The sequence below is a fragment of the Pseudoduganella violacea genome (genome assembly GCF_014191875.1).
Taxonomy (GTDB): Bacteria; Pseudomonadota; Gammaproteobacteria; order Burkholderiales; family Burkholderiaceae_D; genus Rugamonas; species Rugamonas violacea_A.
In genome coordinates, this window is sequence record NZ_JACHXD010000009.1 from 1 (window position 1) to 26510 (window position 26510).

36 protein-coding genes are annotated in these 26510 nt (G+C 60.9%); 34 read left to right on the plus strand and 2 right to left on the minus strand.

Translation table 11 applies throughout. The annotated features are described in order from the left end of the window. The 6 genes from FHS03_RS15960 to creD form a co-directional block, all read left to right on the plus strand. Window positions 1-267, plus strand: a 267-nt coding sequence (locus FHS03_RS15960; protein ID WP_503826787.1) for an EF-Tu C-terminal domain-related protein, incomplete at its 5' end; no start/stop codon positions are given. A gap of 116 nt (window positions 268-383) precedes the next feature. Further along, window positions 384-701: a 30S ribosomal protein S10 gene (gene rpsJ / locus FHS03_RS15965; RefSeq protein ID WP_050409777.1), complete on the plus strand. Its 318-nt coding sequence runs from the start codon at window positions 384-386 to the stop codon at window positions 699-701. 301 nt (window positions 702-1002) lie between these two features. Further along, entirely contained in the window at window positions 1003-3897 is a 2895-nt protein-coding gene (locus FHS03_RS15970) for a TonB-dependent receptor (RefSeq protein ID WP_183441944.1), read from the plus strand. Between the two features lie 200 nt (window positions 3898-4097). Then, on the plus strand, window positions 4098-4856 hold the full coding sequence (creB, locus tag FHS03_RS15975) for a two-component system response regulator CreB (protein WP_183441945.1): 759 nt from the start codon (window positions 4098-4100) through the stop codon (window positions 4854-4856). Continuing rightward, a complete protein-coding gene (gene creC / locus FHS03_RS15980) occupies window positions 4853-6307 on the plus strand; it encodes a two-component system sensor histidine kinase CreC (RefSeq protein WP_183441946.1) in 1455 nt (484 codons plus the stop codon). The genes creB and creC overlap by 4 nt, the downstream gene beginning before the upstream one ends. A gap of 82 nt (window positions 6308-6389) precedes the next feature. Next, window positions 6390-7769: a cell envelope integrity protein CreD gene (creD, locus tag FHS03_RS15985; protein WP_183441947.1), complete on the plus strand. Its 1380-nt coding sequence runs from the start codon at window positions 6390-6392 to the stop codon at window positions 7767-7769. A 64-nt stretch (window positions 7770-7833) separates the two neighbouring features. On the opposite strand, the gene FHS03_RS15990 is transcribed toward creD, so the two are convergent. Together FHS03_RS15990 and FHS03_RS15995 are read right to left on the minus strand one after the other, a co-directional pair. Beyond that, complete coding sequence (locus FHS03_RS15990) at window positions 7834-9897, minus strand: M4 family metallopeptidase (RefSeq protein WP_183441948.1); 2064 nt, start codon at window positions 9895-9897, stop codon at window positions 7834-7836. Window positions 9898-10081: 184 nt separating this feature from the next. Next, entirely contained in the window at window positions 10082-12145 is a 2064-nt protein-coding gene (locus FHS03_RS15995) for a M4 family metallopeptidase (RefSeq protein ID WP_183441949.1), read from the minus strand. A 280-nt stretch (window positions 12146-12425) separates the two neighbouring features. On the opposite strand from FHS03_RS15995, the gene rplC reads away from it, so the two are divergent. The 28 genes from rplC (at window position 12426) to rplQ (ending at window position 26464) form a co-directional block, all read left to right on the plus strand. Beyond that, entirely contained in the window at window positions 12426-13082 is a 657-nt protein-coding gene (rplC, locus tag FHS03_RS16000; RefSeq protein WP_183441950.1) for a 50S ribosomal protein L3, read from the plus strand. A gap of 3 nt (window positions 13083-13085) precedes the next feature. Further along, entirely contained in the window at window positions 13086-13706 is a 621-nt protein-coding gene (rplD, locus tag FHS03_RS16005) for a 50S ribosomal protein L4 (RefSeq protein WP_183441951.1), read from the plus strand. Next, entirely contained in the window at window positions 13703-14020 is a 318-nt protein-coding gene (rplW, locus tag FHS03_RS16010) for a 50S ribosomal protein L23 (RefSeq protein ID WP_176347907.1), read from the plus strand. Before rplD ends, rplW begins: the two co-directional genes overlap by 4 nt. Continuing rightward, the gene (rplB, locus tag FHS03_RS16015; protein WP_050409768.1) at window positions 14020-14847 is read left to right on the plus strand and encodes a 50S ribosomal protein L2; all 828 of its coding nucleotides are present in this window, start codon (window positions 14020-14022) and stop codon (window positions 14845-14847) included. Before rplW ends, rplB begins: the two co-directional genes overlap by 1 nt. Window positions 14848-14856: 9 nt before the next feature. Beyond that, window positions 14857-15132 (plus strand): 30S ribosomal protein S19, encoded by a 276-nt coding sequence (gene rpsS / locus FHS03_RS16020; RefSeq protein ID WP_050409767.1) that lies wholly within the window; start codon window positions 14857-14859, stop codon window positions 15130-15132. Then, a complete protein-coding gene (gene rplV / locus FHS03_RS16025; RefSeq protein ID WP_176347944.1) occupies window positions 15129-15461 on the plus strand; it encodes a 50S ribosomal protein L22 in 333 nt (110 codons plus the stop codon). Before rpsS ends, rplV begins: the two co-directional genes overlap by 4 nt. Before the next feature lie 9 nt (window positions 15462-15470). Further along, window positions 15471-16268: a 30S ribosomal protein S3 gene (gene rpsC, locus FHS03_RS16030; RefSeq protein WP_050409765.1), complete on the plus strand. Its 798-nt coding sequence runs from the start codon at window positions 15471-15473 to the stop codon at window positions 16266-16268. Window positions 16269-16270: 2 nt separating this feature from the next. Further along, the gene (rplP, locus tag FHS03_RS16035) at window positions 16271-16690 is read left to right on the plus strand and encodes a 50S ribosomal protein L16 (protein WP_050409764.1); all 420 of its coding nucleotides are present in this window, start codon (window positions 16271-16273) and stop codon (window positions 16688-16690) included. A 12-nt stretch (window positions 16691-16702) separates the two neighbouring features. After that, on the plus strand, window positions 16703-16894 hold the full coding sequence (gene rpmC, locus FHS03_RS16040) for a 50S ribosomal protein L29 (RefSeq protein WP_093556911.1): 192 nt from the start codon (window positions 16703-16705) through the stop codon (window positions 16892-16894). Then, window positions 16891-17163: a 30S ribosomal protein S17 gene (gene rpsQ / locus FHS03_RS16045; protein ID WP_050409762.1), complete on the plus strand. Its 273-nt coding sequence runs from the start codon at window positions 16891-16893 to the stop codon at window positions 17161-17163. Before rpmC ends, rpsQ begins: the two co-directional genes overlap by 4 nt. A gap of 254 nt (window positions 17164-17417) precedes the next feature. Continuing rightward, window positions 17418-17786, plus strand: coding sequence for a 50S ribosomal protein L14 (gene rplN, locus FHS03_RS16050; RefSeq protein WP_050409761.1), 369 nt, complete (start codon window positions 17418-17420; stop codon window positions 17784-17786). A gap of 9 nt (window positions 17787-17795) precedes the next feature. Further along, window positions 17796-18110, plus strand: a complete 315-nt coding sequence (gene rplX / locus FHS03_RS16055; protein WP_050409760.1) for a 50S ribosomal protein L24 — start codon at window positions 17796-17798, stop codon at window positions 18108-18110. Window positions 18111-18116: 6 nt separating this feature from the next. Continuing rightward, window positions 18117-18656 carry a 50S ribosomal protein L5 gene (rplE, locus tag FHS03_RS16060; protein WP_176347905.1) on the plus strand — a complete coding sequence of 180 codons (540 nt, stop codon included), beginning with the start codon at window positions 18117-18119 and terminating at the stop codon, window positions 18654-18656. Between the two features lie 7 nt (window positions 18657-18663). Next, a complete protein-coding gene (rpsN, locus tag FHS03_RS16065) occupies window positions 18664-18969 on the plus strand; it encodes a 30S ribosomal protein S14 (protein ID WP_050409758.1) in 306 nt (101 codons plus the stop codon). Between the two features lie 14 nt (window positions 18970-18983). Continuing rightward, the gene (gene rpsH, locus FHS03_RS16070; protein ID WP_050409757.1) at window positions 18984-19379 is read left to right on the plus strand and encodes a 30S ribosomal protein S8; all 396 of its coding nucleotides are present in this window, start codon (window positions 18984-18986) and stop codon (window positions 19377-19379) included. Between the two features lie 12 nt (window positions 19380-19391). Beyond that, window positions 19392-19925 carry a 50S ribosomal protein L6 gene (gene rplF / locus FHS03_RS16075; RefSeq protein ID WP_050409756.1) on the plus strand — a complete coding sequence of 178 codons (534 nt, stop codon included), beginning with the start codon at window positions 19392-19394 and terminating at the stop codon, window positions 19923-19925. 13 nt (window positions 19926-19938) lie between these two features. Next, window positions 19939-20301, plus strand: coding sequence for a 50S ribosomal protein L18 (gene rplR, locus FHS03_RS16080; protein WP_028833785.1), 363 nt, complete (start codon window positions 19939-19941; stop codon window positions 20299-20301). Between the two features lie 10 nt (window positions 20302-20311). Continuing rightward, window positions 20312-20830 (plus strand): 30S ribosomal protein S5, encoded by a 519-nt coding sequence (gene rpsE / locus FHS03_RS16085; protein WP_050409755.1) that lies wholly within the window; start codon window positions 20312-20314, stop codon window positions 20828-20830. Window positions 20831-20841: 11 nt separating this feature from the next. Further along, on the plus strand, window positions 20842-21018 hold the full coding sequence (gene rpmD / locus FHS03_RS16090; protein WP_050409754.1) for a 50S ribosomal protein L30: 177 nt from the start codon (window positions 20842-20844) through the stop codon (window positions 21016-21018). Window positions 21019-21045: 27 nt separating this feature from the next. Beyond that, on the plus strand, window positions 21046-21477 hold the full coding sequence (rplO, locus tag FHS03_RS16095; RefSeq protein ID WP_050409753.1) for a 50S ribosomal protein L15: 432 nt from the start codon (window positions 21046-21048) through the stop codon (window positions 21475-21477). Window positions 21478-21508: 31 nt separating this feature from the next. After that, window positions 21509-22843, plus strand: coding sequence for a preprotein translocase subunit SecY (gene secY / locus FHS03_RS16100; protein ID WP_183441952.1), 1335 nt, complete (start codon window positions 21509-21511; stop codon window positions 22841-22843). Beyond that, window positions 22844-23062 (plus strand): translation initiation factor IF-1, encoded by a 219-nt coding sequence (infA, locus tag FHS03_RS16105; RefSeq protein WP_005663428.1) that lies wholly within the window; start codon window positions 22844-22846, stop codon window positions 23060-23062. A 32-nt stretch (window positions 23063-23094) separates the two neighbouring features. Continuing rightward, window positions 23095-23208 carry a 50S ribosomal protein L36 gene (gene rpmJ / locus FHS03_RS16110; protein ID WP_005663407.1) on the plus strand — a complete coding sequence of 38 codons (114 nt, stop codon included), beginning with the start codon at window positions 23095-23097 and terminating at the stop codon, window positions 23206-23208. Window positions 23209-23227: 19 nt separating this feature from the next. Next, on the plus strand, window positions 23228-23593 hold the full coding sequence (gene rpsM / locus FHS03_RS16115) for a 30S ribosomal protein S13 (protein WP_050409751.1): 366 nt from the start codon (window positions 23228-23230) through the stop codon (window positions 23591-23593). A gap of 14 nt (window positions 23594-23607) precedes the next feature. Beyond that, on the plus strand, window positions 23608-24012 hold the full coding sequence (rpsK, locus tag FHS03_RS16120; protein ID WP_008444339.1) for a 30S ribosomal protein S11: 405 nt from the start codon (window positions 23608-23610) through the stop codon (window positions 24010-24012). A gap of 223 nt (window positions 24013-24235) precedes the next feature. Beyond that, entirely contained in the window at window positions 24236-24859 is a 624-nt protein-coding gene (gene rpsD / locus FHS03_RS16125; protein ID WP_050409750.1) for a 30S ribosomal protein S4, read from the plus strand. 109 nt (window positions 24860-24968) lie between these two features. Beyond that, window positions 24969-25946, plus strand: a complete 978-nt coding sequence (locus FHS03_RS16130) for a DNA-directed RNA polymerase subunit alpha (RefSeq protein ID WP_050409749.1) — start codon at window positions 24969-24971, stop codon at window positions 25944-25946. 122 nt (window positions 25947-26068) lie between these two features. After that, window positions 26069-26464, plus strand: a complete 396-nt coding sequence (gene rplQ / locus FHS03_RS16135; protein WP_183441953.1) for a 50S ribosomal protein L17 — start codon at window positions 26069-26071, stop codon at window positions 26462-26464. The last annotated feature ends 46 nt before the right edge of the window (window positions 26465-26510 follow it).

The window sequence follows — 26510 nt, forward strand, 5'->3', positions numbered from 1 at the left end:
GGCGAGATCTACGTTCTGTCGAAAGATGAAGGCGGCCGTCACACCCCGTTCTTCAACAACTACCGTCCACAGTTCTACTTCCGTACCACCGACGTGACCGGTTCGATCGAGCTGCCAGCCGATAAAGAAATGGTCATGCCAGGCGACAACGTGTCGATCACCGTCAAGCTGATCAACCCGATCGCGATGGAAGAAGGTCTGCGCTTCGCTATCCGTGAAGGCGGTCGTACCGTCGGCGCCGGCGTGGTTGCCAAGATCATCGGCTAATTAGTTTCTTAGCGCGATAAAAGCGGGCCGGCCTGTGCTATCATGTCGGCCCGCTAGCAGTTCTTACATACATTGCCGGAACTTCAGTTTTCCGGTTCGTTCTTTAAGGAATTAGCATGTCCACCCCAAATCAAAAAATCCGCATCCGCCTGAAGGCTTTCGACTACAAGCTGATCGACCAGTCCGCCCTGGAAATCGTTGACACCGCCAAGCGCACCGGCGCCGTGGTAAAAGGCCCAGTGCCTCTGCCAACCCGCATCCAGCGCTACGACGTGCTGCGTTCCCCGCACGTGAACAAGACTTCGCGCGACCAGTTCGAAATCCGCACCCACCAGCGCCTGATGGACATCGTGGATCCAACCGACAAGACCGTTGACGCCCTGATGAAGCTGGACCTGCCAGCCGGCGTAGACGTCGAAATCAAACTGCAGTAATCGCATTCCGGCTGGACGGCTTCGTCGTCCGCCTCCGAAAACGGCCCGCCTTTGTGCGGGCCGTTTTTTTTCGCGCGCGCACCCTGGCGACCCCGCCTATCTACTCCCAAGATCTGAAAATCCAGAATTAATTCATTAAAAAGCAACAACTTGCAATTAGGTAGTTAAGAAAAAAATCAAATTAATTGCTTGACAATAACAAACATGAGAACTTTAGAATACTCGTTCAGGAGTAGGGGGTTATTCATAAATGAATAACTTTGAGAACAGACAGAAAAATAAAGCTTTTCATGGAGTTATCTTGAAACAGAAACCAGTGCTGAAACAAAGTGTGATCGCGGTAGCTGTGGCCTTGACCTATGCCTCAGCGGCTATGGCCCAACAGGCGCCTGCCCATGATACCCAGACCGTGTATGTGACCGGTTCCAATCTGAAACGTACCGACAAGGAAGGCCCCCTGCCGGTGCAGGTGGTGACTGCCAAGGACATCAAGGATGCCGGTGTCAGCAGCGTTGCCGATCTGCTGCGGAAAATCCCGTCCATCAGCGGCGACGGCAATTTCGACACCAATGGCGGCGCGTTCGCCAGCGGCGTCAGCACCGTCTCCCTGCGCGGCATGAGTTCGGCCTCGACCCTAATCCTGTTAAATGGCCGGCGCATGACGCCGGCGGCCTATGCCGATCCGAACAACGGCAATTCCACGCTGTACGACGTGAACAGCATTCCCCTGTCGGCCCTGGACCGGGTGGAAATCCTGAAGGATGGCGCTTCGGCCGTGTACGGTTCCGACGCGGTGGGCGGCGTGATCAACTTCATCACGAAGAGCAACTTTCAGGGCGCCCAACTGGCCGCCCGCCACAGCGCCAACGACGACGGCAACTCCAAGAAAAGCGGCGCCAACGCCTTCTACGGTGTCGGCGATGTGGATGTCAACGGCTACAACGTGTTCGTTTCCGTCGATGTGAGCAAGCGTGACCGCGTCAAGCGCGCCGACGCCACCGACATCGAAGTCGAGCAGCACAAAATCCTGGATAAGCGTTTCGCCACGTCCTACGGCAGCAATGTATCGTCTCATCCGATCTTCTTCCGTGAAAGCGAACCGGGCTCGGCAAACTTCGCGGTGACGCGCGCCACTGCCGCCCAGCGCCTGGTGATCCGCACCGATTGCGACCCGTCGCAGCAACTGGTGGGCAGCCGTGATATGGGCTTCTCCGCCGCCAGCGTGTACGTGGGCCGGACTTTCTGTAACTACGACACGCCGCAGTATCTGGAAGCGCAAAGCGAGGGCAAGGACGCCAGCCTGATGAGCCGTGGCGTGCTGAAGTTGAGCGAGAACACGCGCGCCTTTGCCGAGGTGGCCTACGCCCGTTCCGAACGCAACTACACCGGCGCCCCGACCACGATCGGCACCAACCCGACCACCAACTTCACCTCGAGCGCCGTGGGAGCCCCCTTCCAGGCCATCCTGGAAATCGGCCATCCGGACAATCCTTTCCCCAACGCCCGCTCCTCGGTGGCTTACCGTTTCGAAAACCTGCGCGGCGGCAGCAAGATCGTCAACGACAATATCCGCCTGCTGGCCGGCCTGGAAGGCAGTTGGTCGAGCTGGAACTGGGAAACGGGCTTGCTGTGGAACAAGTCGAAAAAGAAAGATACCGGCTACGGCTATCTGTATCTGCCCACGCTGCGCAAGCTGAACACGGGCACTTCGCTGGCCCAGTTGAGCGCCGACCCGACCTTGAACCATGATGTGGTGACCGACAGCAGCGCCTCGATCCTGCAGCTGGATGCGCGCGCCAACACCGAGTTCGGCATGCTGCCGGGCGGCGCCATGGGCCTGGCCCTTGGCGTGGAGGTGCGCCGGGAAAAAATCGGCCTGCGGCCGGACGACGTGCTGGCGCGAGGCGATATCCTGGGCCTGGTCAATACCGTCATCCAAAGCGAACGCGACGTGAAATCGGCTTTTGCCGAGCTGCGCACACCGCTGCTGAAGAACCTGGAGCTGGACTTTGCCGGCCGCTTCGACAAATATCCTGGCATCAAAACCAACTTTGTTCCGAAAGTGAGCGGTAAATGGACGCCGATCGAAAGCCTGGCGGTCCGTGGCAGCTATGCCAAGGGTTTCCGTGCACCGGCACTGGTCCAGGTCGCGGCGGGGGGCGCGCAATACTTCCAGCGCAATGTTTTTGATCCGAAACGCTGCGAGCCCGACAACACCACGCCGAAACCTGGCGCCACCGAAGACGATTGCGGCAAGACTATTGCCGGGGTGGGTGACCGCAACCCGAACCTGGTGCCGGAAAAATCGCGCAGCTATACCCTGGGCCTGATCTGGGCGCCGAACCGCGAGATCGATGTGACCCTGGACTGGTTCCGCGTGCGCAAGGAAGGCGAGGTGGCGCTGGGCACCCCGGTCGATGCGCTGAAAAACGAGGATCGCGATCCGAGCAAGGTGCAGCGTAACCCGAATCCGGTGAACTGGGTCAAGGACGCCAACGGCAACCCGATTCCGAACACCGGCCCGCTGCTGATGGTGAAAACGCCGTGGACCAATCAGGGCGCGACGGAAATCAGTGGCATCGACCTGGATGTGCGCCACCGCCTGAAGCTGGGTAGCTGGGGCTCGCTGGACAGCAAATTGAACACGACCTACACCCATAGCTACAAGGTGGCGATGAACCCGGGCGATATCGAGCACAATTCGGCGGGTACCGATCCGGGCTTGAACGACTGGGCGCTGAGCCAGAATACCCGCGTGCCGCGCTGGAAGACGACATTGTCGACCAACTGGTCGCTGGGCGACCACAATGTGAACCTGGCGGTCAACTATATCGGCCCGGTCTCGCTGAAACGCGTCCACTATGGCCCGAGAACGTATCCCGAACCGTTCTGCGGTTATGGCACGCCGAAGCCAACCGATGCCGATCCGGACCGCGATGCAACGGTGCCGCGCTACGAGGAGTTCTATCCGAAGTGCGCGGTCAAGAGCTGGACGACGGTTTCCCTGGGCTACACCTACACGGGTTTCAAGAACCTCTCGCTCAACTTTAATATCCAGAACCTGTTCGACAAGAGGGCGCCATATGTGCCGTACTCCGGCATCAGCAGCACCTTCCAGCCGCTGGCCGGCTATGACGAAGGCTTGCACAACAACTATGGTCGCTACTTCAACGTGAGCGCGAACTATACGTTCTAAGCCTGTCGGCCGTCAGGCCAGTACTGATCCGGCGCTGCGGCGCCGGATTTTTTTTGCTGCGTCCGGCATGGGCGCGCTCCGCCGCGGTCCGGGGCACGGCGGGCCAGGCGCCACTGCGGCAGGGGAACTGGCCCTGGCGGGAAAAATCGCGGTGTTGGCGGGCGCCCTGAATCCTCCGCTGGTTTCGTTATACTGGCGCGATGAGCAAAACGATTCTGATTGTGGAAGACGAGGCGGCCATCGCCGACGGCATCGCCTATGCCTTGCGGCGCGACGGCTTTGCGCCGCGCCATGTGACGCTGGGCGAGCAAGCCTTGGCCCTGCTGCATGCGGAGCAGGGCGGCGACGGCGCGCCGCTGCTGGTGCTGCTCGATGTCGGCCTGCCCGACATCAGCGGCTTCGATGTCTGCCGCCGCCTGCGCCAGTTCTCCGATGTGCCGGTGATTTTCCTGACCGCGCGCAGCGAGGAGATCGACCGCGTGGTGGGCCTGGAAATCGGCGCCGACGATTATGTCGCCAAGCCTTTCTCGCCGCGCGAACTGGTGGCGCGCGTGCGCGTGGTGCTGCGTCGCCTGGGGCCGCCGGAACTGCGCGCGGCGCCGCCGCCCGCCGCCATGGCCATGGCGCCAGCGGCCCAGCATGCCGCCGCGCCGCTGGCACCGGCCGCGGCCTGCGCCTTCGAACTGCGCGCCGCCGAGGCGCGCATCCTGTTCGGCGGCCAGCCGCTGGACCTGACCCGCTATGAATACCTGCTGCTGAAAACCCTGCTCGAACATCCCGGCCATGTGCTCTCGCGCGCCCAGCTGATGGACCGCGTCTGGACCGACGCGCCCGACACCCTGGAGCGCACCGTCGACGCCCACGTCAAATCGCTGCGCGCCAAGCTGCGCGAGATCGCCCCCGAGGCCGACCCGATCCAGACCCACCGCGGCATGGGTTATAGCCTGGCGCACGCATGAAGATCGGCCTGCGCATCCTGCTCGGCTATTTCCTGATTGTCGGCCTGGCCGCCTGGTTCCTGCTCAATGTCTTCGTGCAGCAGGTCAAGCCGGGCGTGCGCGGCGCGCTGGAAGACACCCTGGTCGACACGGCCCAGGTGCTGGCTGCCGCCGTCGCCGCCGATATGCAGGCCGGGCGGCTGCAGGATTCGCCCTTGCTGGAGAGCCTGCGCGGCAGCCTCGCCAAGGGCCTGGACATGAAGATCAGCGGCGTGCCCAAGGACCGGCTGCATTACCGCATCTATCTGACCGACGCCGCCGGCATCGTGCGCTTCGACAGCAGCGGCCGCGACGTGGGCCAGGATTACTCGCGCTGGAACGACGTCTACCTGACCCTGCGCGGCCGCTACGGCGCGCGCAGCACGCGCGAATACGCCGAGGACGATGCCAGCACCGTGATGTATGTGGCGGCCCCGGTGCGCGCCGACGGCCGCATCATCGGCGTGCTGACGGTGGCCAAGCCGATCGCCAGCGTGCAAGCCTTCATCGAGCGCAGCCAGCGCCGCATCCTGAGCCAGGGCGCGCTGCTGCTTGGCGTCTCGCTGCTGATCGGTATCGCCGTCACGTTCTGGCTGGCGCGCGCCCTGCACCGGCTGATGGACTATGTGGCCGCCGTGCAGGCCGGCCGCAAGGCGGTGCTGCCGGCCCTGGGCAAGACCGAGATCGGCACCCTGGGCGCCGCCCTCGAAGCCATGCGCGTCAAGCTCGAGGGCAAGGAGTATGTGGAAACCCTGATGCACACCCTGGCGCATGAGCTGAAAAGCCCGATCGCCGCGATCCAGGCGGCGGCCGAACTGATGCAGGAAGACATGCCGGAACAGGAGCGCCGCCACTTCCTGGCCAATATCCAGAGCCAGAATGCGCGCCAGCGGCAGCTGATCGACCGCTTGCTGGCCCTGGTGCGCCTGGAAAAGCAGCAGCGCCTGGATGCGCCGGAGACGGTTGACCTGGCGCAGCTGCTGCGCCAGGCCGCCAGCGATTGCAGCGCCAGCCTGGCGGCGCGCGGCCTGGTCCTGCAGGTGCAGCCGGCGGACGGGGGCGGCACCGACGACGCCGCGCTGCGCGTGCAGGGCGATGCGCTGCTGCTGCGCCAGGCACTCGGCAATCTGCTCGACAATGCGATCGGCTTTGCGCCAGCCGGCAGCCGCATCACGCTGGCGGCGCGGCGCCAGGGCGACCAGGCCGAGATCGCCGTCACCGATGGCGGCCCCGGCATCCCGGCCTATGCCGCCGAGCGCCTGTTCGAGCGCTTCTATTCGCTGCCGCGGCCGGACGGCGCCAAGAGCACGGGCCTGGGCCTGCCGTTCGTGCGCGAAGTGGCGTCGCTGCACGGCGGCAGCGTCGACGTCGGTAATGCGGACCAGGGCGGTTGCCGCGCCGTGCTGCGCCTGCCCCTGCCGCTGCGCCTGTAACGCACGGCCGCTTCACACGCAACGCATCGTCAACGCACACAGCTTTTCTACACTGGCGCCACCATTTACTACAGGAAGCGCCATGCAAAAGAAACTGCTGTTCAAAATCCTGATCATCATCGGCCTGATGCTGATGATCGGTCTGCCGCTGATGATGATCCAGGCCACCATCAACGAGCGCAGCGCCTACCGCGAGCAGGCGGTGCGCAGCATCGCCGCCGATTCCGTCGGCGAGCAGACCGTCTACGGGCCGGTGCTGGTCCTGCCGTATACCGACGAATACGAGCAGATGGAGGAGGGCGGCGAGGACAAGCCGCGCCAGCTCAAGAAATACCGCGTGCAGCGGCGCCACCTGGTCTTCCCCAACCAGCTCAATGTGGCCGGCGTGATCGGCACCGAACGGCGCTACCGCGGCATCCACCAGGTGCTGGTGTATAACGGCGAGCACAAGTTCAGCGGCGATTTCGTGCTGCCGTCCTTGAGCGAATTGCCGCGCGCCCAGGCCCAGTCCCATCTGACGCCGGGCCAGCCCTTCCTGGCGCTGGGGGTGTCCGATGTGCGCGGCGTGCGCGATATTCCGAAAATCCTGTGGGGCCAGCGCCTGCTCGAATTCGAGCAGGGTTCGGGCTTGACCGGGCAGCGCCAAGGCTTGCACGTGCCGCTTGAGATGAGCGATGTGGCGGCCGGCAGCGTCAAGTTCAGCTTTAACCTGGGCCTGGCCGGCATCGAGAGCCAGCAGTTCGTGCCGCTGGCGAAAAATAACCGCTTCACACTGACCTCGCCGTGGCCGCATCCGCAATTCGGCGGCCGCTTCCTGCCGGCCCAGCGCAGCATCAGCGAGCGCGGCTTTGAGGCCACCTGGCGCATTTCCGCCCTGTCCAGCGATGCCCAGCAGCAGCTGCGCCAGGCCGAGCTGCGCGCCCAGGAGGCGAACAGCAACACGCCCGCCGGCGCCCTGGTCGCGGCCGGCGCGCTGGATGCGTTTTCGGTCGACTTCATCGAACCGGTGAATATCTATTCGATGGCCGAGCGCGCCACCAAGTACGGTCTGCTGTTCGTGGTGCTGACCTTCGCCGCCTTCTTCCTGTTCGAAGTGCTCAAGCGCCTGCCGATCCACCCGGTGCAGTACGGCTTGGTGGGCCTGGCCCTGGCCATGTTCTTCCTGCTGCTGGTCAGCCTGTCCGAGCACATGCCCTTCCTCGTGGCCTATCTGCTGGCCAGCGTGGCGTGTATCGTGCTGATCGGTTTCTACCTGGGCCATGCGCTGGGCGACCGCCGGCGCGGCTGGGGCTTCGGCGTGGCCTTGAGTCTCTTGTACGGCATCCTGTACGGTTTGCTGAATTCGGAAAACAATGCCCTGCTCATGGGCGCCATCCTGTTGTTCGCGGTGCTGGCGGCGGTGATGGTGGCGACGCGTAAGGTGGACTGGTACGACTTGGCGGCGGAACCGCCGCTGCGTTAAGCGGCGTTCGCAGGGAAGCACGGCCCGCCGTAGCGGGCCGTGCTTGTTTACGGCCGCGGCGGGCTTAGCGGGCGGCGGTGAGGCTGGCCAGGGTCTGGTCGGCCGTGCTCATGAAGGCCACCACATCAGTCGCGCTGCCGACCTGGCCGAGCATGGCGCGCGCCTTGGCGGCGGCCTTGGCGCCGCTATACGCGGCCAGCTCGGCGCTGGTGTCGATGGCCGCCGTGAAGTAGACCGCCATCGCCGTCTTGCGCTGCAGGGCGTCGAAGTCGGCCTCGCTGCCATCGGTGGCCAGGGCGTTGAGCACGCCCAGCGCCACATAGCCGCGGCTGGCGCCCTTGGTGCTGAGCTGGTCGACCCAGTTGGCCAGTTCGGCCGGCGTCGGCGCCCGGTTGGCGAGGTTGTTGAAGACGGCGCGTACGAAGCTGGCATGGTCGCCCGGGTACAGGGCGCGCGCTTCGGCGCTGTTGCCCAGACCATCGACCAGTTGGCGGAGCGGCTGGTTGCCGGCCAGGTATTGCGGCTCCAGTTCGCTCGCATAGTCGTCGACATTGCTGGCTTGCAGCGCGCTCATGGCGTTCGCCAGGCTGGCCGCTTCGGCCGGCCGGCCCAGCACGGCCAGGTGGAGCTGCTGCGCCAGCGCGCGGTAGGCGCCGCAATTGACGCCGACGGCATTGAAGGCCGCCGTGACGTCGGCCACCCCATAGCCGCGGTTGCGGGCCGCGTTCTCGACGCCGCAGGCGCCCTCGTTATAGCGGCTGAACTTGGTCCAGTACAGGCGGTTGGCGTCGGCCATGACCTCGAAGGCCTTGCGCGTGTTCCAGCCGGGCTGGGTGGCGAGACGGTGGAAGGCCTTGTTGTAGATGCCGCTCAAGCGGTGCACATCAATGGTCTCGCGGTGGTAGAGCGTGTGCTCGACCGATTTGCCGTCGGCGCTGGGTTTGCGCATATCGCGCATGGCGGTGCCGCTCTTGACGACCTCGGCGCCCACCAGGAAGTCGTTGCTGCCGCGCGCATGGTATTCGGCGGCTTCGCCGGCCATATCGGAAAACGCTTCATTCATGCCGCCCGGCTGGCCGAAGTAGGCCAGGGCGGCACTGCGCTCGGTGTAGCCGTGGCTGAATTCATGCGCCACGAGGTCGAGCGAGACCATGGGGTAGTAGAGGCTCTCGCCATCGCCGAAGTTGGCGGTGCCGCGGGCCCAGGAGGCATTGTCGAGGGCGTTACTGGGATGGCCGCGTCCGATCAGGGGCAGGGGCACGGGCGGCATGTTCAGGTAGTCCATATACATGCGCAAGGTGGCCCCGGCGTGGGCGTGGATATCGTTCAGCGGCGCGTAGCCGCCGTTGACGGTCTTGAAGGTATTGCGCGGGCAACCGAACTGGTAGGGCGTCTTCTTCGCACTGCCGGTCGCCTCGCCATCCAGGTTGACGGTGATGATGCCATTGCTGTCCATGCTGCAGTTGGCCGACACGTCCAGGGCCGGGCGCTGCGTGCCGTATTCATACTGGCCGGTGCGGGTGTTGCCGCCGGGGCCGCTGGCGGCGGCCGTCATGTGGCCGTCCCACTGCTGCAGCACGCGGCCCAGGTTGGCGTCGATCAGCAGGTGCGGATAGCGCAGCTGCTGGCCGTCCTGCACATAGAAGGAGACCAGGTAGACCAGGCGCGCCACGTTGTCGCGGCCGGCGTACACATAGAGCGTGGCGGTGTCGTCCGTGGTCTGGAAGCGCTGCAGCTTGGTTTTGGCTTGCAGCAGGATGTCGGCGGCGGAGAAGACCGGCCGCGCGCTCGGCAAGTCCTGGCTGATGCGCTGCAGCACCGAGCCGCGCAAGGTGGTCGTGCCGGCATTGGCCTGGCGGTGTTCGACCACGAAGCCGTCCAGCACCGGCACGCCCTGGTAATACTGCTCATGGCGCCGCGCGCGCAGGCCGTTGGGATAATCGAGGCCGCGCCCCGCCTTCAGTTCGCTTTCGCCCAGGTCGGCCTTGGGCGCCAGGGCGGCGCGCAGCGGGCCATTGCTGGTGGTGGTATTGATTTCCACGCGCTGCGCCGCCTGCAGGCCGCCGCAAGCGAGCAGCGCAGCCGCGCCGGCGACGGCTTTCAGCCGGGTTGATAAAGTTAAGTCCATGCCTTGTCCTTTTTTGAAATGAATGGAAAAGAATTTGCATTATATGCAAAAATGCCTTTTTACTATTTCTTACAGGAAAAAGTTGATAGTGTGGACATAACCGTCCTGCGGTGTTGCCGTACTGCCGGCGAGGGGAGGCACGGCCGCGAACGCGGCCGTGCTGGGTGCGGAACGCCGTCTAGGCTTAGCGGCCGGCGACGAGATCGGCCAGGGTCTGGTCGGCCGTGTTTTGGAAGGCCACGACATCGGTATTGCTGCCTACCTGGCTGAGCATGGCGCGCGCCTTGGCCGCCGCCCTGGTGCCGCTATACGCGGCCAGCTCGGCGCTGGTGTCGATGGCGGCCGTGAAGTAGAGCGCTGTCGCCGTCTTGCGCGCCACGGCTTTGCCATCGGCGCTGGCGTTGTCGGCTGAGAGGACGTCGAGCACGGCCAGCGCCACCAGGCCGCGGCTCGCCCCCTTGTTATTCAACTGGTCCAGCCAGTTCGCCAGCTCGGTGGACGTGGGGGCGCGATTGGCGAGGGTATTGAAGATGGCATGGACGAAGCTGGTGTTATCGCCGGGATACAGCGCGCGCGCCTCGGCGCTGTTGCCCAGCCCGTCCACCAGGTCGCGGATCTGCTGGTTGCCGCTGCGGTAGGCCTGCTCGATATTATAAAGATAGTCAGGCACGGCGCTGGCCTGCAGCCTGCCGATGAAGTTGTTCAAACCGCCCACATCGGCCGGCCGGCCCAGCTGGGCCAGATAGAGCTGCTGCGCCACCGAGCGGTAGGCGCCGCAATTGACGCCGACGGCGTTGAAGGCCGCCGTGACGTCGGCCACCACGTAGCCGCGGTTGCGGGCCGCGTTCTCGACGCCGCAGGCGCCCTCGTTATAGCTGCTGAACTTGGTCCAGTAGAGGCGGTTGGCGTCGGCCATGACCTCGAAGGCCTTGCGCGCGTTCCAGCCGGCGCGGGTGGCGAGGCGGTAGAAGGCCTTGTTGTAGATGCCGCTCAGGTGGTGCACATTGGTGAAGTCATTGTGGTACACCGTGTGCTCGATCGATTGGCCGTCGGCGCTGGGATTGCTCATCTGGCGCAGCGCCGCGCCGCTCTTGACGATCTCGGCGCCCACCAGGAAGTCGTTGCTGCCGCGCGCATGGTATTCGGCGGCCTCGCCCGCCATATCGGAAAACGCTTCGTTCATGCCGCCGGGCATGCCGAAGTAGTTCAGCCCGGAATTGCGTTCCGTGTAGCCGTGGCTGAATTCGTGCGCCACCACGTCCAGCGCGACCAGCGGGTAGAACTGGCTGACGCCATCGCCGAAGGTGGCGACGCCGGCGCCCCAGGAAGCGTTGTCGAGATAGTTGCCGGGGTGGCCGCGCCCCACCAGCGGCAGGGGCACGGGCGGGGTGTTCAGGTAAGCCATGTACATGCGCAAGGTGGCGCCGGCGTGGGCGTGGATATCGTTCAGCGGCGCATAGCCGCCGTTGACGGCCTTGAAGGTATTGCGCGGGCAAGCGAACTGATACGGGGTCTTCAGGGGATTGTTGGTCAGGGCGCCGTCCAGGTTGACGGTGACAATGCCATTGCTGTCCATGCTGCAGTTGGCCGACACGTCCAGGGCCGGGCGCTGCGTGCCGTATTCATACTGGCCGGTGCGGGTGTTGCCGCCGGGGCCGCTGGCGGCGGCCGTCATGTGGCCGTCCCACTGCTGCAGCACGCGGCCCAGGTTGGCGTCGATCAGCAGGTGCGGATAGCGCAGCTGCTGGCCGTCCTGCACATAGAAGGAGACCAGGTAGACCAGGCGCGCCACGTTGTCGCGGCCGGCATGCACATACAGGGTGGCGGCGTCGTGCGTGGTCTGGAAGCGCTGCAACTGGGTCTTGGCTTGCAGCAGGATGTCGGCGGCGGAGAAGACCGGCCGCGCGCTGGGCAAGTCCTGGGCGATGCGCTGCAGCACCGAGCCGCGCAGCGTGGCCGTCTTGGCGTCGCCCTGGCGGTGCTCGACGACGAAGCCGTCCAGCACCGGCACGCCCTGGTAATACTGTTCGTGGCGCTGCACGCGCAGGCCGTTCGGATAGTCGAGGCTGCGCCCCGCCTTCAGCTCGCTTTCGCCCAGGTCGGCCTTGGCGGCCAGGCCCGCGCGCAGCGGGCCGCTGCCGCTCGCGGTATTCACTTCCACGCGCTGCGCCGCCTGAGCGCCGCAGCACGCCAGCAGCGCGGCCGCGCCGGCACTGTATTTAAGCCAAGTCTGTAAGGTGAACTCCATGCCTTGCCCCTTCATATGAATGGTGGATGAAGTTTCATTATATGAAAGATATCTTTTTGATATTAATAAATGTGCAAAAATAACAACGCCACTATGACTTTTGGCAGGGGGAAAGACGGGCTTGTCGGAAACATGACATACCTCGTACTAAGTTGTTGCGTCAAGGGGCAAATCACAGTACACTAGCCGGCTTCGGTATGGATTCGTCTTTTTCATGGTCCGTATCACTTTTTGTAGTTAAACAAAGCCCCGCCCAATCGTAGGTGGGAATGGAGAAAAAATGAGCCTTGGCCTCCTCGGTCGCAAGGTTGGCATGATGCGCATCTTCACGGATGATGGGGATTCGATTCCTGTCACCGTGCTGGACGTATCGAACAACCGCGTTGCGCAAATCAAAACTCCTGAAGTGGATGGTTACTCCGCTGTTCAGGTCGCATTCGGTCAACGTCGCGCTTCCCGCGTGATCAAAGCCGCTGCTGGTCACTTCGCTAAAGCAGGCATCGAAGCCGGCACTCTGTTGAAAGAGTTCCGCGTGGACGCCGCTAAAGCCGCCGAACTGAAAGCGGGCGATGTGGTTGTCGCTTCCCTGTTCGAAGTCGGTCAAAAAATCGACGTGCAAGGCGTGAGCATTGGTAAAGGCTATGCCGGTACCATCAAGCGTTACAACTTCTCGTCCGGCCGTGCTACCCACGGTAACTCCCGTTCGCACAATGTTCCAGGCTCCATCGGTATGGCGCAGGATCCAGGTCGCGTTTTCCCTGGCAAGCGCATGACCGGCCACATGGGTGACGTCACCGTGACCACCCAGAATCTGGAAATCGCCCGTATCGACGCCGAACGTCAGCTGCTGCTGGTGAAAGGTGCCGTTCCTGGCGCGAAAAACGGTCAGGTGGTGGTATCGCCAGCCGTTAAAGTCAAAGCTAAGAAGGGAGCTTAATCGATGGAACTCAAGCTCTTGAACGCGCAAGGTCAAGCCGCCTCCAACGTTGCTGCCGCAGACACCGTCTTCGGCCGTGATTACAACGAAGCGCTGATCCACCAAGTCGTCGTTGCCTACGCTGCCAACGCACGTAGCGGCAACCGCAAGCAGAAAGACCGTGAAGAAGTCCACCACACGACCAAGAAGCCATGGCGCCAAAAAGGCACCGGCCGCGCGCGTGCTGGTATGTCCTCCTCGCCACTGTGGCGCGGCGGCGGTCGTATCTTCCCGAACTCGCCTGACGAGAACTTCACCCACAAAGTGAACAAGAAGATGTACCGCGCCGGTCTCTGCTCGATCCTGTCCCAGCTGGCCCGCGAGGAACGCCTGGTGGTGATCGAAGAACTGACGATCGATGCGCCAAAGACCAAACTGCTGTCGCAAAAGCTGAACGGCATGGGTCTGGACTCGGTGCTGATCATTGCTGACGACATCCAAGAAAACCTGCTGCTGGCTTCCCGCAACCTGCCGAACGTGCTGGTTGTCGAGCCACGCCACGCAGACCCAATGTCGCTGGTCTTCTACAAGAAGATCCTGGTTACCAAAGCGGCCCTGGCCAAGATTGAGGAGATGCTGGCATGAGCGCAGTCATCAAACACAGCGAAGAGCGCCTGATGAAGGTGCTGCTGGCGCCGGTCATTTCCGAGAAGGCCACCATGGTCGCGGAAAAGAACGAGCAGATCGTGTTCCTGGTTTCCAAGGATGCGACCAAGCCAGAAATCAAGGCAGCCGTTGAACTGCTGTTCAAGGTCGAAGTGGAATCGGTGCAGACCGTGAACCGCGAAGGTAAAGTCAAGCGTTCCGGCCGTTTCATCGGTCGCCGCAACCACACCAAGCGCGCTTTCGTGTGCCTGAAGCCCGGCCAGGAAATCAATTTCTCCGAGGAGGCTAAATAATGGCACTCGTTAAGATGAAGCCAACCTCGCCAGGCCGTCGCGGCATGGTGAAGGTGGTGAATGCCGACCTGTACAAAGGCCGTCCTTTCGCCGCCCTGGTTGAGAAAAAATCGAAGACCGCCGGCCGTAACAACAACGGCCACATCACCACCCGTCATATCGGTGGTGGTCACAAGCAGCACTACCGTCTGGTTGACTTCAAACGCAACAAGGACGGCATTCCTGCCAAAGTGGAACGTATCGAATACGATCCAAACCGTACCGCCCACATCGCCCTGCTGTGCTACGCGGACGGCGAGCGCGCTTACATCATCGCCTCCAAAGGCATGGCTGTGGGCGACGTGCTGATGAACGGTTCGGAAGCGCCGATCAAGGCCGGCAACTGCCTGCCAATCCGCAACATCCCAGTCGGCACCACCATGCACTGCGTGGAAATGCTGCCAGGTAAAGGTGCCCAGATGGCCCGTACCGCTGGCGCTGGCGTTGTGCTGATGGCCCGCGAAGGTACTTACGCCCAGGTGCGTCTGCGCTCCGGCGAAGTGCGCCGCGTGCACATCGAGTGCCGCGCCACCATCGGTGAAGTCGGCAACGGCGAGCACAATCTGCGTAAGATCGGTAAAGCTGGCGCCATGCGCTGGCGCGGTGTTCGCCCAACCGTCCGCGGTGTGGTGATGAACCCGATCGACCACCCGCACGGTGGTGGTGAAGGCCGTACCGCAGCTGGTCGTCATCCAGTATCGCCATGGGGCCAGCAGACCAAGGGTAAGAAGACGCGTTCGAACAAGCGCACTTCTTCGATGATCGTCTCGCGCCGCGGCAAGAAATAAGGATAAACCATGACTCGTTCATTGAAAAAAGGGCCGTTCTGCGACGCCCACCTGGTGAAGAAAGTCGAAGCCGCGCAAGCGACCAAGGACAAGAAGCCAATCAAAACCTGGTCGCGTCGTTCGACGATCATGCCTGACTTCATCGGTCTGACCATTGCTGTGCACAACGGTAAGCTGCACGTGCCAGTGTATGTTTCCGAGAACATGGTTGGTCACAAGCTCGGCGAATTCGCGCTGACCCGTACCTTCAAGGGCCACGCTGCTGACAAAAAGGCTAAGAAATAATGGAAACTAAAGCTATCCTCAAAGGCGTACGCCTGTCGGATCAAAAAGGCCGCCTGGTGGCTGACCTGATCCGCGGTAAAAAGGTGGACGCTGCGCTGAACATCCTGCAGTTCAGCCCGAAAAAAGGCGCGGCCATCCTGAAAAAAGTGCTGGAGTCCGCCATCGCGAACGCCGAGCACAATGACGGTGCCGACATCGACGAACTGTTCGTGAAAACGATCTATGTCGAAAAGGGTCCGATCCTGAAGCGCTTCACTGCACGCGCTAAGGGCCGGGGTGATCGTATCTCGAAACAATCCTGTCACATTTACGTGACTGTCGGAAACTAAGGAGTCACGATGGGACAGAAGATACATCCAACCGGTTTCCGTCTGGCCGTTACCCGTAACTGGGCATCGCGCTGGTACGCAACCAACGGCAACTTCGCTTCGATGCTGAACGAAGACCTGAAAGCGCGCGCTTTCCTGAAGAAGAAGCTGAAGAACGCCTCCGTCGGCCGCATCGTCATCGAGCGTCCAGCGAAGAACGCGCGCTTCACCATCTACAGCTCGCGTCCAGGCGTCGTGATCGGTAAAAAAGGCGAAGACATCGAAGTGCTGAAGTCCGCCCTGACCAAGATCATGGGCGTGCCGGTGCACGTGAACATCGAAGAAATCCGCAAGCCGGAAATCGATTCCCAGCTGATCGCTGACTCGATCGCCCAGCAGCTCGAAAAACGTATCATGTTCCGCCGCGCCATGAAGCGCGCGATGCAGAACGCGATGCGTCTGGGCGCGCAAGGCATCAAGATCATGTCGTCCGGTCGTCTGAACGGCATCGAGATCGCCCGTACCGAATGGTATCGCGAAGGTCGTGTGCCGCTGCACACCCTGCGCGCCGACATCGACTACGGCACTTCCGAAGCTTCGACCACCTACGGCATCATCGGCGTGAAGGTATGGGTTTACAAAGGCGACCGCTCCGCTACCGGCGAAGCACCAGTCATCGAGACCCCGGCTGACGAGAAGAAGCCACGTGGTCCGCGTCGTGACGACGGCAAGCCAGCTGGCCGCCCACGTCCAGGCGCTAAAACCGCAACCGCACCAGCCGGTCGCCGCGCTGCCAAGCCGGCCGCAGCTGAGAAAGCAGGAGAATAATCATGCTGCAACCAGCACGCAGAAAGTATCGTAAAGAGCAGAAAGGCCGTAACACCGGTATTTCGCACACGCGCGGCACCGCCGTGTCGTTCGGCGAATTCGGTCTGAAAGCCGTTGCACGCGGCCGTATCACGGCCCGTCAAATCGAGGCAGCGCGTCGCGCCATGACCCGTCACATCAAACGTGGCGGTCGTATCTGGATCCGCGTTTTCCCGGACAAGCCAATTTCGAACAAGCCTGCCGAAGTCCGTATGGGTAACGGTAAGGGTAATCCAGAGTACTACGTGGCTGAAATCCAGCCAGGTAAAGTACTGTACGAAATGGATGGCGTCGCAGAAGAACTGGCGCGCGAAGCGTTCCGCCTGGCTGCTGCCAAACTGCCGCTGGCTACCACCTTCGTGGTGCGCCAGGTTGGCCAATAATTGGAGTGAAATATGAAAGCATCTGAACTCCGCGGCAAAGACCAGGCAGCTCTGCAAAAAGAGCTGAACGATCTGCTGAAGGCCCAGTTTGGTCTGCGTATGCAAACCGCGACGCAACAGCTGAGCAACACTTCGCAGCTCAAGAAGGTACGCCGCGATATCGCACGCGTTAAAACGGTAATGAATCTGAAGGAAGCCAAATGAACGAACCAGTGAAACAGTCGCTCAAGCGCACGCTGATCGGTAAAGTGGTGTCCGACAAGATGGACAAGACCGTTACCGTACTGATCGAGCGTCACGTGAAGCACCCTCTGTATGGCAAGATCATCGTGCGTTCCGCGAAATACCACGCGCACGACGAGACCAACCAAGTCAAAGCCGGTGATACGGTCGAGATCCAGGAAGGTCGCCCGATCTCCAAAACGAAGGCGTGGACGGTGACTCGTGTAGTGCAAGCTGCACAAATCGTCTAAGAGGTTTGCGGCCGGCACCGTGCGGTGCCGGCCACAGTCCAATTAGTTCTTGCAGGCCCGCAGGTTTTATGTGATACTTGCGGGCTTCGTTCATGTATCGCCGCTAAGTGTCTTTCCACAGACATGGATCGCGGTCAGTACTTGTCTGAAGGTCAAGCACCCAAACAGGCGCGTTACGCGTGTCTGGCGGGACCAAGACTGACCGAGGTTCACATTGTGTGGATTCTTCGGCTTAAGTTGGGAAAGAGAATACTATGATTCAAACTGAAAGCCGGCTCGAAGTGGCCGACAACACCGGTGCGAAAGAAGTTATGTGCATCAAGGTGTTGGGCGGCTCCAAGCGCCGTTATGCTGGCATTGGCGACGTGATCAAAGTCACCGTTAAGGTGGCTCAGCCGCGTGGCCGTGTCAAAAAAGGTGAAATTTATAACGCCGTGGTTGTGCGTACCGCTAAAGGTGTGCGCCGCCAGGACGGTTCCCTGGTCAAGTTCGACGGCAACGCCGCCGTTCTGCTGAACGCCAAGCTGGAACCGATCGGTACCCGTATCTTTGGCCCAGTCACGCGCGAACTGCGTACTGAGAAGTTCATGAAGATCGTGTCCCTGGCACCGGAAGTCCTGTAAGGAGTCGTAATGGATAAGATTCGCAAAAACGACGAAGTCATCGTCCTGACCGGCAAGGACAAGGGCAAACGCGGCGTGGTGCAACAGCGTATCGACGCTGAGCACGTCGTGGTGGAAGGCGTGAACCTGGCTAAAAAAGCCGTCAAGCCTAACCCGATGACTGGCGTTACTGGTGGCATCGTTGACAAGACCATGCCTATTCACGTGTCCAACGTTGCGCTGTTCAACGCTGCGACCGGTAAGGCAGATCGCGTGGGCTTTAAAGAAGTGGACGGCAAAAAAGTCCGCATCTTCAAGTCCTCCGGCGAAGTAGTGAAGGGGTAATAAGAAATGGCCCGTCTGCAACAATTTTATAAAGACAAGGTCGTTGCCGATCTGACCGAGAAATTCGGTTACAAATCGGTAATGGAAGTGCCGCGCCTGACCAAGATCACCCTGAACATGGGTCTCTCGGAAGCCGTAGCCGACAAGAAGATCATCGAGCACGCTGTTGGCGACCTGACCAAGATCGCCGGCCAGAAGCCAGTCGTGACCAAGGCCCGTAAGGCAATCGCCGGTTTCAAAATCCGCGAAGGCTACCCGATCGGTACCATGGTGACCCTGCGCGGCGCCCGCATGTATGAGTTCCTGGACCGTTTCATCACCGTGGCCCTGCCGCGCGTGCGTGACTTCCGTGGCGTGTCCGGCCGTTCCTTCGATGGCCGCGGCAACTACAACATCGGTGTGAAAGAGCAGATCATCTTCCCGGAAATCGAGTACGACAAGATCGACGCGCTGCGTGGTATGAACATCTCGATCACCACCACCGCCAAGACCGACGACGAAGCCAAAGCGCTCCTCGCCGCCTTTAAATTCCCGTTCAGGAACTAAGTAGATCATGGCAAAACTCGCACTGATTAACCGTGAGCAGAAACGCGTGGCCCTGGCTGAGAAATTCGCCGCCAAGCGCGCTTCGCTGAAGGCCATCATTGATGACCAGTCCAAGTCGGAAGAAGAGCGTTACGAAGCGCGCCTGAAACTGCAGGCCCTGCCACGTAACTCGAACCCGACCCGTCAACGCAACCGTTGCGTCGTGACCGGTCGTCCACGCGGCACCTTCCGTAAATTCGGTCTGGGCCGTATCAAACTCCGTGAATTCGCCATGCGTGGTGAGATCCCGGGTATGACTAAAGCCAGCTGGTAATAGGAGAACAAGCAATGAGTATGAGCGATCCTATCGCCGATATGCTGACCCGCATTCGCAACGCCCAAGGCGTGCAGAAGTCGACCGTGGCCATGCCATCGTCGAAAGTGAAAGTAGCGATTGCCAACGTCCTCAAGGACGAGGGTTACATTGAAGATTTCGCCGTGACCTCGAACGAAGGCAAGGCGGAACTGAAAATCGGTTTGAAATATTATGTAGGCCGTCCTGTTATCGAGCGCCTCGAGCGCGTGTCCCGTCCGGGCCTGCGCGTGTACAAGGGCAAGGACGAAATCCCGACCGTCATGAACGGTCTGGGCGTTGCCATCGTGTCGACCCCGCAAGGCGTCATGACCGACCGCAAAGCGCGCGCTACCGGTGTCGGTGGCGAAGTTATCTGCTTCGTGGCTTAAGGAGTTAGCACAATGTCTCGTGTAGCTAAAATGCCGATCGCCGTGCCGGCTGGCGCCGAAGTCGCCATCTCCGCGCAAGCGATCACCGTAAAGGGCCCGTTGGGCACCCTGAGCCAGAGCCTGAACGGCCTGGTGAAAGTGGAAAACAACGCCGGTACCCTGACTTTCGACGTGGCCAATGACAGCCGCGAAGCGAACGCCATGTCCGGCACCCTGCGCGCCCTGGTAAACAATATGGTTACCGGCGTCACCAAGGGCTTCGAGAAGAAGCTGAGCCTGGTTGGCGTGGGTTACAAGGCGCAAGCCGCTGGCGACAAGCTGAACCTGTCGCTGGGCTTCTCCCACCCGGTCGTTCACGCGATGCCAACCGGCGTCAAAGTGGCAACCCCGACCCCGACCGAAATCGTGATCAGCGGCATCGATCGCCAAAAGGTTGGCCAGGTGGCCGCCGAAGTTCGTGCTTACCGCTCCCCAGAGCCTTATAAAGGCAAGGGTGTCCGCTATGTGGACGAAGTGGTTAAGCTTAAAGAAACCAAGAAGAAGTAATTAGGGGCTGACGATGGACAAAAAAGAATCTCGTCTGCGCCGCGGACGTCAAACCCGCATCAAGATCGCGCAATTGAAAGTGAACCGCCTGTCGGTCCACCGCACCAATCTGCACATTTACGCGAACTTGACCAGCCCAGACGCCAAAGTACTGGTTTCGGCCTCCACCGCAGAAGCGGAAGTGCGCGCCGAACTGGCTGGCAAGTCGGGCAAGGGTGGCAACGCCGCCGCTGCCGCACTGGTCGGCAAGCGTGTCGCAGAAAAAGCACTGAAAGCGGGCATCACCGAAGTCGCCTTCGACCGCTCCGGTTTCCGTTACCACGGCCGTGTCAAGGCGCTGGCTGAAGCCGCGCGTGAAGCCGGTCTGAAGTTCTAAGGATACGATCATGGCAAAAATGCAAGCAAAAATGCAAAGCGACAAGCCGGATGACGGCATGCGCGAAAAAATGATCGCGATCAACCGCGTGACCAAAGTGGTCAAGGGTGGTCGTATCATGGGCTTCGCGGCGCTGACCGTGGTTGGTGACGGCGATGGCCGCATCGGCATGGGCAAGGGCAAGTCGAAAGAGGTACCGGTCGGTGTGCAAAAGGCAATGGAAGAAGCCCGCCGCAACCTGATCAAAGTACCGCTGAAAAACGGCACCCTGCAGCACACCGTGACCGGCCGTCATGGCGCCTCGCGCGTGATGATGAGCCCGGCCAAGCCAGGTACCGGCGTCATCGCCGGTGGCGCAATGCGCGCAATCTTCGACGTGATGGGCGTGACCGACGTGGTAGCCAAATCCACCGGTTCGAACAACCCGTACAACCTGGTGCGCGCCACCCTGGACGGCCTGTCGAAAATGAGCACTCCTGCCGAGATCGCTGCCAAACGCGGCAAATCGGTGGAAGACATCCTGGCTTAAGGGGAAACCGCATGAGCACTATCAAAGTAAAACTGGTGAAGGGCCTGATCGGCACTCGTCAAGACCACCGTGCCACCGTGCGCGGCCTGGGCCTGCGTCGTGTCAACTCGGTTTCCGAGCTGCAGGACACTCCATCGGTACGCGGCATGATCACCAAGGTCGCCTACCTCGTTAAAGTCGTATCGTAAGCTGCGGCTTACGATCTGGAGAATCAAATGGAATTGAATACCATTCAACCAGCAGCTGGCGCGAAACACGCTAAGCGTCGCGTTGGCCGCGGTATCGGCTCCGGCCTCGGTAAAACCGCTGGCCGTGGTCACAAAGGTCAGAAATCGCGTTCGGGCGGCTTCCACAAGGTCGGCTTCGAAGGCGGTCAGATGCCTCTGCAACGCCGTCTGCCAAAGCGCGGCTTCAAATCGCTGAATGCAACCTTCAAGGCGGAAGTGCGTCTGTCGGATCTGAACGCCCTGGCGGTCGGTGAAGTCGACATCCTGGTCCTGAAGCAAGCCGGCGTGCTGAACGTGCTGGCACGCGATGTGCGCGTGATCGCCTCCGGCGAAATCACCAAGGCTGTCACCCTGAAAGGTCTGAAAGTGACCGCAGGCGCGAAAGCCGCCATCGAAGCTGCCGGCGGTTCGGTAGCCTGAGTGACCGCTAAAAGCTTAATCGGAGCGAAAATTGGCGACTAATCCACAGCTTGCTAAAAGTGCCGCAGCCGGGTTCCCTTGGGGCCGGCTCTGGTTTTTGCTGGGCGCTCTGGTGGTGTATCGGATCGGGGCTCACGTCCCGGTTCCGGGAATCGATCCGGTACAGTTAGCCGCACTGTTCAAGTCGCAGGAAGGCGGCATCCTGGGCATGTTCAACATGTTCTCGGGTGGCGCCCTGTCGCGCTTTACGGTGTTTGCGCTGGGTATCATGCCGTACATCTCGGCCTCGATCATCATGCAGTTGCTGTCGATCGTGTCGCCGCAGATGGAAGCGCTGAAAAAAGAAGGGGAAGCGGGTCGTCGCAAGATCACCCAGTACACCCGTTACGCCACGGTCGGTCTGGCTTTGTTCCAGGCCTTCGGCATCGCGGTCGCGCTGGAAGCCCAGCCGAACCTGGTGCTCGACCCTGGCATGGGCTTCCGCTTCGTGACCGTGGTGACGCTGTTGACCGGCACCATGTTCCTGATGTGGCTGGGGGAGCAGATTACCGAGCGTGGTCTCGGCAACGGCATCTCCATCATCATCTTCGCCGGTATCGCCGCCGGTCTGCCGGGTGCCTTGGGTGGCTTGTTCTCCCAAGTGTCGACCGGTTCGATCAGCGCCTTCTCGGTGATCGTCATCGTCGCCCTGGTTGCCCTGGTAACCTACGGCGTGGTGTTCGTGGAACGCGGTCAGCGCAAGATTCTGGTCAACTATGCCAAACGTCAGGTCGGTAACAAGATCTACGGTGGGCAGACCAGCCACCTGCCGCTTAAGCTCAATATGGCAGGCGTGATTCCGCCAATCTTCGCTTCGTCGATTATCTTGTTCCCGGCAACCATCGTGGACTGGTTTTCGAAGGGTGCCGACACCGCCAATCCGGTGGTGCGGTTCCTGAAAGATCTGGCTGCATCGCTGGCCCCCGGCGAGCCGATTCATGCATTGCTGTACGCCGTGGCCATTGTGTTCTTCTGCTTCTTCTACACCGCTTTGGTGTTTAACAGCAAGGAGACCGCGGAGAACTTGAAGAAGAGTGGTGCGTTCGTGCCGGGCATCCGTCCCGGCGAGCAGACCGCCCGCTACATCGACAAGATTCTGACCCGTTTGACCCTGGCCGGCGCCGTCTACATCACCCTGGTGTGCTTGTTGCCGGAATTCATGGTCGCCCAGTGGAAGGTACCGTTCTATTTCGGTGGTACTTCTCTGTTGATTATTGTCGTGGTGACCATGGACTTCATGGCCCAGGTACAAAACTATGTGATGTCGCAGCAATACGATTCGCTGCTGCGCAAAGCTAACTTCAAGGGCGGAATTCCGACGCGATAAATGGCAAAAGACGACGTCATACAGATGCAAGGCGAGATCCTCGAGAATCTGCCTAATGCAACATTTCGAGTGAAGCTGGAAAACGGCCACGTGGTGTTAGGCCACATTTCGGGTAAAATGCGCATGAATTACATCCGCATTCTCCCTGGCGACAAGGTCACGGTGGAGTTGACGCCGTACGACCTGAGCCGGGCCCGTATTGTGTTCCGGACCAAGTAAATTTAAGTAATCGAACCAAAGAGAGTGCAAAAATGAAAGTTAACGCTTCAGTCAAGCGGATCTGCCGCAACTGCAAGATCATCAAGCGCAAAGGTGTTGTTCGCGTAATCTGCGTCGAACCACGCCATAAGCAGCGTCAAGGTTAATCAGTTCGAGGAATAACGAATGGCACGTATTGCAGGGGTTAACATCCCAAATCATCAGCACACCGTTATCGGCCTGACCGCCATCTACGGTGTTGGCCGCCCGCGCGCGCAGTTCATCTGCGCCCAAACGGGTGTACCGACCAATAAAAAGGTCAAGGACCTGGACGACAGCGAACTGGAAAAGCTGCGTGATGAAGTCGCGAAGTTCGTAGTAGAGGGCGATCTGCGCCGCGAACTGTCGATGAACATCAAGCGTCTGATGGACCTGGGCTGCTACCGCGGCATGCGTCACCGTAAGGGCCTGCCGGTCCGCGGTCAGCGCACCCGCACCAATGCACGTACCCGTAAAGGTCCGCGCAAAGCCGCTCAATCGCTGAAGAAATAATCTAGGAAACTACTATGGCTAAGCAACAAAGCAGCGCAGCAGCAGCGCGCGTTCGCAAGAAGGTCAAAAAGAACGTCGCTGAAGGTATCGCTCACGTTCACGCTTCGTTCAACAACACCATCATCACCATCACCGACCGTCAGGGCAACGCTCTGTCGTGGGCGACCTCCGGTGGCGCTGGCTTCAAGGGTTCGCGTAAATCGACCCCGTTCGCAGCGCAGGTTGCTGCTGAAGCCGCTGGTAAAGTGGCGGTGGAATGCGGCGTGAAGAACCTGGAAGTGCGTATCAAGGGCCCAGGTCCTGGTCGTGAATCCGCGGTTCGCGCACTGAACAACCTGGGCATCAAGATCACCGAGATCCAGGACGTGACCCCAGTGCCGCACAACGGCTGCCGTCCTCCTAAGCGTCGTCGTATCTAAGTCCAGTATGGCTATGGCCGGCATGCAGCGCGCCGGCCACCTGCCTGCTGGATAGAAAATCGCTGGAACAGTGGACCGGAAACGGTTATACTGTCCGGCTATTTTCGCCTGTCGAACCGGTTTCGGCGGGCGTGTTGAGCCACCGTCTGGCCAATCGGGCCAGACTAGCGCCTAACCGCATACCGATGCGGCTGGGGCGTCATCATTATTTAAGGAAAACACCGTGGCACGTTATATCGGACCAAAAGCAAAACTGTCCCGCCGTGAAGGCACTGATCTGTTCCTGAAGAGCGCCCGTCGCTCGCTGGACTCCAAATGCAAACTGGACATCAAGCCAGGCCAGCACGGCGTGAAATCCGGCGCCCGTACCTCGGACTACGGCAACCAGCTGCGCGAAAAGCAAAAAGTGAAGCGTATGTACGGCATCCTGGAACGTCAGTTCCGCCGCTACTTCGCTGAAGCCGACCGCCGCAAAGGCAACACCGGTGAAACCCTGCTGTCCCTGCTGGAAACCCGCCTGGACAACGTGGCCTACCGCATGGGCTTCGGCTCGACCCGCGCTGAAGCGCGTCAGCTGGTATCGCACAAAGCCTTCACCGTGAACGGCAATGTGGTGAACATCGCTTCCTACGTCGTGAAAACCGGCGACGTGATCGCCGTGCGCGAAAAAGCCAAGAAACAGACCCGTATCGTCGAGGCCCTGTCCCTGGCCGAGCAAGTCGGCATGCCATCGTGGGTGTCCGTGGATGCCAAGAAAATGGAAGGTACCTTCAAGTCCCTGCCAGAGCGTAACGAAATCGCCAACGACGTCAACGAATCGCTGATCGTCGAACTGTACTCGCGTTAATCGCAGTAAGTAAGCCGCAAGACCCGCCCACTCCACGGAGTGGGCTTTTTCACTAATGCCATCAGCCTTATCGGTGTAACGAGCCGAGGGTAATGAAAAGGACATTTCAATGCAAAACAGTTTGTTGAAACCACGTATTATCGACGTCGAAGCCCTGGGCGCCGGCCACGCAAAAGTCGTGATGGAGCCGTTCGAGCGCGGCTACGGCCACACCCTCGGCAACGCCCTGCGCCGCGTTCTGCTGTCCTCGATGATCGGCTACGCGCCGACCGAAGTGACCATCGCCGGCGTCGTGCACGAGTACTCCTCGCTGGACGGCGTGCAAGAAGACGTGGTCGACCTGTTGCTGAACCTGAAGGGCGTGGTGTTCAAGGTGCATAACCGCGACTCCGTCACCCTGACCCTGAAGAAAGAAGGCGAAGGCGCCGTGCTGGCTTCGGACATCGATCTGCCGCACGATGTGGAACTGATCAATCCGGACCACGTGATCGCCCACCTGACCGCCGGCGGCAAACTGGACATGCAGATCAAGGTCGAAAAAGGCCGTGGCTATGTGCCGGGCAATGTGCGCCGCCTGTCGGAAGACACCAACAAGACCATCGGCCGCATCATCCTGGACGCGTCCTTCTCGCCAGTGCGCCGCGTGTCCTACGCCGTGGAATCGGCGCGTGTGGAACAGCGTACCGACCTGGACAAGCTGATCATCAATATTGAAACCAATGGCGTGATCACCCCGGAAGAAGCGATCCGTCAATCGGCCCGCGTGCTGGTCGACCAGCTGAACGTGTTCGCCGCCCTGGAAGGCACCGAAGCCGCCGCTGAAGCGCCATCGCGCGCGCCGCTGGTCGATCCGATCCTGCTGCGTCCAGTGGACGACCTGGAACTGACCGTGCGTTCGGCCAACTGCCTGAAAGCCGAAAACATTTACTACATCGGCGACCTGATCCAGCGCACCGAAAACGAGCTGCTGAAGACCCCGAACCTGGGCCGCAAGTCGCTCAACGAAATCAAGGAAGTGCTGGCGTCGCGCGGCCTGACCTTGGGCATGAAACTCGAGAACTGGCCACCTGCCGGTCTGGAGAAGTAAGTTTGCAGCACCCCGTCCGGCAGATGACTGCCGGGCGGTTTAACCTCAGAAACCGGTCCGCGCCCGGCGCAAGCCATGGCGATCGAAGAACTCGGAATTAAACACAACCGAAAGGAAATACCATGCGTCACCGTCACGGCCTTCGTAAACTGAACCGTACCTCGTCCCACCGTCTGGCAATGCTGCGCAACATGACTGTTTCGCTGCTGCGTCACGAAGCGATCAAAACCACCCTGCCAAAGGCCAAGGAACTGCGCCGCGTTATCGAGCCGATCCTGACCCTGGGCAAGACCGACACCCTGGCTAACAAGCGTCTGGCCTTCAACCGCCTGCGCGATCGTGAAATGGTTCTGAAGCTGTTCGCAGAACTGGGCCCACGCTACGCAAACCGCAACGGCGGCTACCTGCGTATCCTGAAAATGGGTTTCCGCGTTGGCGACAACGCTCCAATGGCTTACATCGAGCTGCTGGACCGTCCAGAAGTCACCGCAGTGGAAGACGCTCCTACCGCCGAGTAATACCGGTTGTAGCTGTGGAGAAAGCCCGCCTTGGCGGGCTTTTTTT